The following is a 7,054-nucleotide window of genomic DNA, read 5'->3' on the forward strand; positions in this document are numbered from 1 at the left end:
CGTCTCGGTCTCCGCGACATTGAAGAACGACTCTACCGAAGGCTCATTCTGCAGGGTCGCTGAGTCCATACCACCTCAGCATTCACCCTGCTCTTTGGTGTGGTAACTGTTCTATGACACCCTCTATCCATCCGTTTGCTTGACGGCTTCCACCAGCAGGTAGCGACCGGAACTCACAGAACCCACGCAGCAATTCGCGGCAATGTACAACTTCGCCATCGGACATGATCTAATCGGTTAGTTCAGCTACACTCTACATTAGTACTAGTTGCCTATTAGAGGTCATTCGTGGCCTAATCGTAGGCAACTAGAAACTACGATTAGTAGCACATACCAATCAAGCTGGAACATGATGACTCAACCCTCACTACTGCACTACCGGGGCAGAAATCTGTACAGTACTCCGGTTACGTCGGAGGTAGTTCACTGGTGAGCACTCTTGCACGTAACATCAGCTCTTGGCTACTCGTTGCCACCGTGGTCGCCACTAGTGGGACAGTCGGGACAACGGTTGCATTCCAGGATTCTGCACAGGACATCCAGACAGAGAACGAAGCCCTTCGCGCTGAAAACGAGGAATTGCGTGAACAACTGAACGAGACTCGGGAAGATCGACAGGCCGCAAAAGCCCGCGCTGAAGAACTCAACAAACAGTTAGAAACACGTAACGAGGACGTAGACACACTTGTTTCGGAACTAGAAAGGAAAAAAAAGATGCTAAACGCCAGTCAAGCCCGGCTCGCGGAGTCCCGAAAAGATCAAGCGGGCATGCCGCGATCCGAAATGGAAAAACGGCTTGATTACCTCTGTGCACAGCCAGAGAACAGGGATAGATTCGGCTGTCAAGAGTTTGGTCCCCGTGAATAACATCGGTGACCTCTAAGTAAAGTCACCCTTCAGAACTGCTGAATCCGATTCTATGCTGTTGGATATACGACTGCACAGATTCCTATTCCACATGGCAAAATTCTTGATAGACTCACTACGGTCGCAACTGCGGGAGCTACCGCACGTTATCCGGAATACGATGTCACTGTAGCTCTGGTTCCTGTTCACCAGTGATCTGGCAAAGGCAATAGAGAGTACTGTTCTCAGCACATGAATGCCGGGAAAGCATTGCTCAACTCCTTACACTACACAGAATTCAGTGCATCTAAGATCTAAACCGCATAAAACGGACTTCCCCGAACTACACAACCTCGGCGGATAGGTTTGATGCGTGCCTTCTATACAATTATCTAAAATCGTACTAATCTCCAGAACGAAGTTCAAAGCTCTCATCGGCTACGTCTGAAGCCGATACTGTCTAAGTGCGGAGTGAGAACTTACTGATATCGCTACCAGTCTTTAATAAGAACCGCCAGTGTCACAGGCGTCGTTGTACTGCATTTCGATTTCCTCTATCCCGACACCGAGTCCTGCGAGAGATGTATGGGTACAGAAGCAGCGCTCGAAACAGCTCTCAAACTGGTCGCACCGGTCCTGACCGCTGCTGAATGTGTTGAACTCGTCGCCTCGGTGCTGATCCTGCCCGACTGAGCGTCTAGACACTCGAACGCTTACTGGGGATGAGTGGGAACGCTGTCCAGAGTCGTCAAAATCCGCGCATTTATCGATACACGTTCTGGTGTCGATGTTATCAGTTGTTGGTCTCGGTGACTAACCACACGAAATACCCCAATTAGTCGCCAATCTTCTCCGAAACTAACTCATCCTCCGAAACTGTGGTCCGCGTCAATTTGGTATAGCAACATATGATTTATGTGCTGTAGTAATGAATTTGCCAGTACCTGTCTTGTTGTGGGTTTCTGCATGGGAAAACAATACAAGACAAACTATTAGTAGTACGATTGAAATACGCTACATACGAAATTACGGCGGTTTAGAGTACCAGCAGGGACAGTACCTCGGTTACGCTGTCCACACACTCAGATCAATGACTGAAACCCGCTATTCGACGATGGACTTGGCTGACTGCAAAGCATTCTACCGTGAGACTGTTGTGCCGGCGATGAAAGACGACGGCCTCAATCCAACCACTGAAACCCCCACATATGCGTGGCTGAACGGACGGTTTCCGGGACTTGTCAAGCACCTCCAGCGCCGATTCGACCTGTCTCCGGGGCAGTTCTACGACGAGATCGAAGTGCCGGAAGACGAGAAGGCGTCGGAGCCATTCGATTTTCTCTCTGATAACACACAGCGAGCCATTGAGGAGTACCTCGCCGAGCTTTCGACTCGACGTGGGCGTGCTGATGCGACAATCGACACACGTCGGTCGATTTTGCGACGGTACGCAAAAGTATATACCAATATCCACGATACAAAAGATTTGCTCGCACCGCTGGAGAATCCCGATGAACGCGTTGCTGAAATGGATCGGGTTGCAGCGACCTTCGACGCACTTGACCAACTGGACGAAGCCCTGACGACGCTTGCATCACGGCGTAAATACGTTCAGGACACACGGCAGTTCTACAAGCACTTGGTGATGTTTGGCGGTGCCGCGTACAATCCGCTTGCTGACCTCGAAATCCGATTTGGGTGGGATACGACTCCATCCTGGGACAACAAGGCACTCGATAGAGACGCCGTTCAGCGTCTCTATGCAGCGGCGACTGAGCTACGCGACCGATTTATCGTGGTCGCATGTTGCGGGTGGGGGCTTCGACCGAGCGAAGTGGCCTCGCTCCATATCCGGCAGCTCAACCTTGATCCGGATGATAACTCTCATTCGTACATAGAATTCGCCGACGGCGAGCGGAAAAACGGTCCTGGGACCGTAGCTTTGCTTGCCGGTCTGAAGACGGTTACTGAGCGTATTGAAGCACTCTCTGATCCGGATTGGAACGGCTATTTGCTCCCTTCATCGGCTGCCACCACTGGCCATCTGACCGCTGAAACCGTTCGCCGACGGTTCAAGTCAGTGGCAGAAGTCGCGGATATCACCGTTGATGGTGCCAGGCCAACGCCGAAAACGGGTCGTCGATTCTGGTACACGACGTACGGCGCCGCTGTCCGGCGGGTTGCAGAGCGGTTTGAAGACGTCGCAGCTGAGCAGGGGTCGGCGTCTGCCCAAGTTGTGCTCGACAACTACCTGTCGGAGTCTGAAGCACGGTCGCACCGTCGGGCAGAGATGCGAGAGGCGCTCGCGGGGTTGTTTGATGAGTAGCTGGCCTCGCCGGGCTGGTAGTTAGGTAAAATAAAATGACTATACTGTATAGCTATACCGTCTGACTAGTCCTTATATCTGTGCAGTGTATTCGGTAAGGTATGCTGACCTACACCGTGTACAGCGAGGCCGGCGGTGTCGGCAAGACAACGATGGCGGCGAATCTCGCTGTCGCCGACGCCCGTGCTGGTCACGACGTACTCGCAATCGATATGGACCCACAGGAGGGGAGCCTCTCATTCCTGTTTGACGTTGCGGACCACCGAACTGACTCAGAGGCCGATAGCCTAGTTCGGCATCTTGTCGAGCGGCCACGCGGTCCCTTCTCTGACCTCATTGAAACCTCAGAGGGTGTCGATGTCCTTCCCGCACACAATTCTCTGGAAGTGCTCTCGAAACACCTCCGGCGTCGCGAGGAGGAAGCAGCGGACTTCGGCGAGAACTGGAACCCGAACGTCCAGCTCCTACGTGTGCTAAAAGACGCGGGCGTTCCGTCCGAGTATGACACCGTCATCATCGATCCACCGGCGACTGCGGACGTGAAACTGTACAACGCATTGCACGCGACGCGGAACCTCGTCATTCCGTTCGAGCCGAGTGGGAAGGGACAGCAGTCCGTTGCGGGACTTGCAGACCTCGTTACCGGCCTTGAAGACACGCTGGACATTAACGTGGGCGTGTTAGCTGCAGTACCGAACCGATTCAAAGGAACGAACGATCAAGAAGAGATGCTCAAACGACTCCAGGCGGAATCGTACGACATCCCGGTAGTGTTTCGTGAGCGAACGTCCTTGCTCGAAGGGTGTTGGCGCAAGCAGTGTTCGGCGTTCAAATATATCGAAGAACATCGGAGTCGGGAACGTGACTACGAAATCGAAACGCTGGAACAGTTCGAGGAACTGGCGGCACACCTCCGCCAGACCCGCGAACAGGAGGCAACAGCATGAAATCCGGCTCCGGCGACGATCCGTTTGCAGAGACGGACACAGATCCAGAGCCAGAATCAGACGACCAGCAGGATGAGATGGCTGTCGAAACCGAGTCCACCGACGTAGAAGCTACGACCCAACCTGACATTCCATATAAATTCCGTCGTGACTCGGTCAAACAGGACCGCAAGCAGCGACCGATTTTCATCCGGCCCGAAGTTGCGGAACGCGAGTCCACGTTCCTCCGCAATCTGGAGGATGAAGTTGGAGAGGACGTGTACAAGACCGACGCGCTGGAGGCTGCCCTCGTCGTTGCCATGGACAACCCGGACCTTGTGGCAGAAGAGCTCCGTGAATGGGGGTACGACTGGGAGCAGTCAGCGGCTTCCCGATAAGATCTGCTTTGATTTTTGCTCGTAAGCACAATTGTCGACGAAGCCTTGTCTTTGCGCCTTACTTGTCGCTCCGTTTGATGTGCCCCTAGCCCTGACTCGGTAGGCTATCGAACAAAACTGGAACTGATAGTTGTGTTAGCTGACTATTCCTGTTCGCTGGTCTCCTTGACTACTTAATGCAGCTACAATAGCTAGCTATACTATCTAGATATGTTGACTAGCTATTCTGACTAGCTATACTTTATGGCTATATAAGGCAGTCGGGCCTAATAGCTGAAGGCCCTCGTTAGCCTTTGTAGGTGTTACGGCGAGCTGATGCGAATAATCTCTATCCGAGCCACTCAACCACTCAGACGGTTGCCGTCGCCGGGATATGAAGCAGGTTGCGTCAGGTGCGAAACCAAGAGCAGAGCTATCCGCTGGGGGTACTCATCCATAGAGTAACCAATGATGTGACGACCCCAGTATCAACCGCTCCTGACCGACCACCCGTCTCAGGCCAACTGAGTGTCTAACATTGACTGGCGGGGTTAAATGAAGGTTCGAACGGCACTCAGAATATCTGTCGGCTGCTGGGGCTCGAAACTCTCCTGATACTCAATATCAGACTTTGCCAGACGAGCTATTCCGTCCAACCCGATGGTGTGATGGACGGGCGAGACCACACCAGTGACAGCTTTCGTCCAGAAGTTCTGGCACAACAACCTGCGTGTATACGACTCCCCCTGCACAAAGGACCTCACAGCAGCTTGGCCGGACTGTGCCGCATGTACCATTCCAAAGCCCGTCAGGCGGTTCGCCAGTCCGATTGCATCGCCCGCGATATGTACTGTACAGTCGTTTAGCTCGTACGAGCAGTCTGAGAGACTTCGTAGGCCGTTTGAAACGTCGGTTCCGCTGTACAGGGTCTCACGTTCCGGGGGCTCAATGTCGACTTCTGCAAGCAACTGTCGCATATCCTCATACAGTTCGGCAGGAGACTTGTCATCCTGGCAACCAAGCCCGACAGTTGCTTCGTCTGGCGATTGTGGCACGATCCAGAGGAAGTAATTCTCGTACGCAAGCGCTCTTGGTTCTGGATATAGGTGTGAGAAGTCGGCTTCTATCCTCCCGCTCAGCGTCGGACACGCCACGTCATATGACAGGGACGTGAACCGCCTTGAGATCGGGAACTGCCCGGTGGCATCAATTAGCAGATCTGATTCCGCAGACAGCTTCCGAAACTCCGCTTCGTCAACTTCTGCGTCCGCTATAATCTCTGTTTCTTCGAGCGTGCTTGCCCAGTGTTTCTCTAATTCCCCTCTATTCAGTATTACACCATCAGGGACATTTATCGCAGTCTTCCCGTCGGAACCGACAAATATCCCGGTTGTAGCTTCCCTGACGTAGCCCGGAACGTGCCGATCTAGTGGCAATTGTGAGTAGTCCCAGACCATCTCTCCCCAGGCGCCTCTTCGGTCACCGCTGTATGTGCCCTTATCGTAGAGGTGTACGTCTGATGTAACCCCTTCTGCCAGTTGCGCTGCTGCTAATCCGGCGAAGCCCCCGCCGACAATAGAAACCCTCATATTGTTCACTTTGGCGGTAGCTATTTCAAACATACCCTATTGCCCGCATGTCTTTCGCGCCGGTTTCCGAACGCCGTGAACGGCTACGCTGTCCGTTGAACGGGGTATTCGCCTGCTATCCTGCTTTGGCGGCACTGTTTGCATCTTAGAACTCCAGAACCGATGTCTACCAGAATGGCTGCTATGGTGGATGAGGTGGGACCCGATGGCCGAGGTCTAACAAACCATGTGACAAGCGTAGTGCCGGATCGTGTTGGCAATTCAGTCCGTCTTCACCTGCGGGATATCGGACCGGAAACTTAGCAGCATCTGCCCGGAAAAACGCATACAGATCGAGTAGCTAACTCATGAATAGGGAAGCTTGGTTATTCACTGACAGTATTATAATTGAAGAGCCAACTGTCTACCTATTTCAGAAATACGATGACCAAATATGCGATATTCGTCAGTAAGATACCACCATATGACCGTAGATGAGAAAATGTAATGTTAAAAGTTATATCCGTTGTCTAGAGTGTAGCAGTGGACATTGAAATGCCGCGAGGATATCGAATTGCTATCTTCGCATTCAAATTATACCGTGCGGGAGTATAACGAATGTACCACTGTTATTGTCTTGCGGACGTGCTAATCTGTTGCTTCCGAATGCCTAGTTCCCACTAGAGTCACGTTCCTTCGATGTAATCACTGGAACCGACTGAGAGGCCGGAAGCGTGGTTGTTGACGAACGGCACAGAAGCGACTGGTATGGTCTATGAGTGGTATCTGCGCAATCAGGTTGTGACTGGCTGATCCGGTGGATTGGAGACAACCTATCGACGATACTATCGAGCAGGGAACCGATCACACTCTGCTCACTCTTGGGCCGTGGTGAATCGCCAGACGTAGCGTGATTTCACGGTTTCAGCGATTGCTTGATGTTGTGAACAGCACACATCAGAACAAGCTCACGAAATTCACCGTACCAAGTTCGCGCACGCACGGCGTCGC

General features: G+C 52.6%; 5 protein-coding genes and 1 pseudogene. 4 read left to right on the forward strand and 2 right to left on the reverse strand.

Annotated features, from left to right (window positions below):
• Positions 1-429 precede the first annotated feature (429 nt).
• The 4 genes from G9463_RS22715 (at position 430) to G9463_RS22735 (ending at position 4,496) form a co-directional block, all read left to right on the forward strand.
• Positions 430-867 (forward strand): hypothetical protein, encoded by a 438-nt coding sequence (locus tag G9463_RS22715; protein ID WP_370457997.1) that lies wholly within the window; start codon positions 430-432, stop codon positions 865-867.
• 1,069 nt (positions 868-1,936) lie between these two features.
• Positions 1,937-3,172, forward strand: coding sequence for a tyrosine-type recombinase/integrase (locus tag G9463_RS22725; RefSeq protein WP_165897908.1), 1,236 nt, complete (start codon positions 1,937-1,939; stop codon positions 3,170-3,172).
• A 101-nt stretch (positions 3,173-3,273) separates the two neighbouring features.
• Positions 3,274-4,119, forward strand: coding sequence for a ParA family protein (locus tag G9463_RS22730; RefSeq protein WP_004965622.1), 846 nt, complete (start codon positions 3,274-3,276; stop codon positions 4,117-4,119).
• Positions 4,116-4,496 (forward strand): hypothetical protein, encoded by a 381-nt coding sequence (locus G9463_RS22735; protein ID WP_165897909.1) that lies wholly within the window; start codon positions 4,116-4,118, stop codon positions 4,494-4,496. Before G9463_RS22730 ends, G9463_RS22735 begins: the two co-directional genes overlap by 4 nt.
• Positions 4,497-5,026: 530 nt before the next feature.
• Here G9463_RS22735 and G9463_RS22740 read toward each other — a convergent pair.
• Both G9463_RS22740 and G9463_RS22745 read right to left on the reverse strand, forming a co-directional pair.
• On the reverse strand, positions 5,027-6,097 hold the full coding sequence (locus tag G9463_RS22740; RefSeq protein ID WP_165897910.1) for a hypothetical protein: 1,071 nt from the start codon (positions 6,095-6,097) through the stop codon (positions 5,027-5,029).
• 862 nt (positions 6,098-6,959) lie between these two features.
• Positions 6,960-7,054 (reverse strand): annotated as a pseudogene (locus G9463_RS22745) (IS5/IS1182 family transposase); the annotation flags it as partial.

Source organism: Haloarcula sp. JP-Z28 (genome assembly GCF_011440255.1).
Classification (GTDB): domain Archaea; phylum Halobacteriota; class Halobacteria; order Halobacteriales; family Haloarculaceae; genus Haloarcula; species Haloarcula marismortui.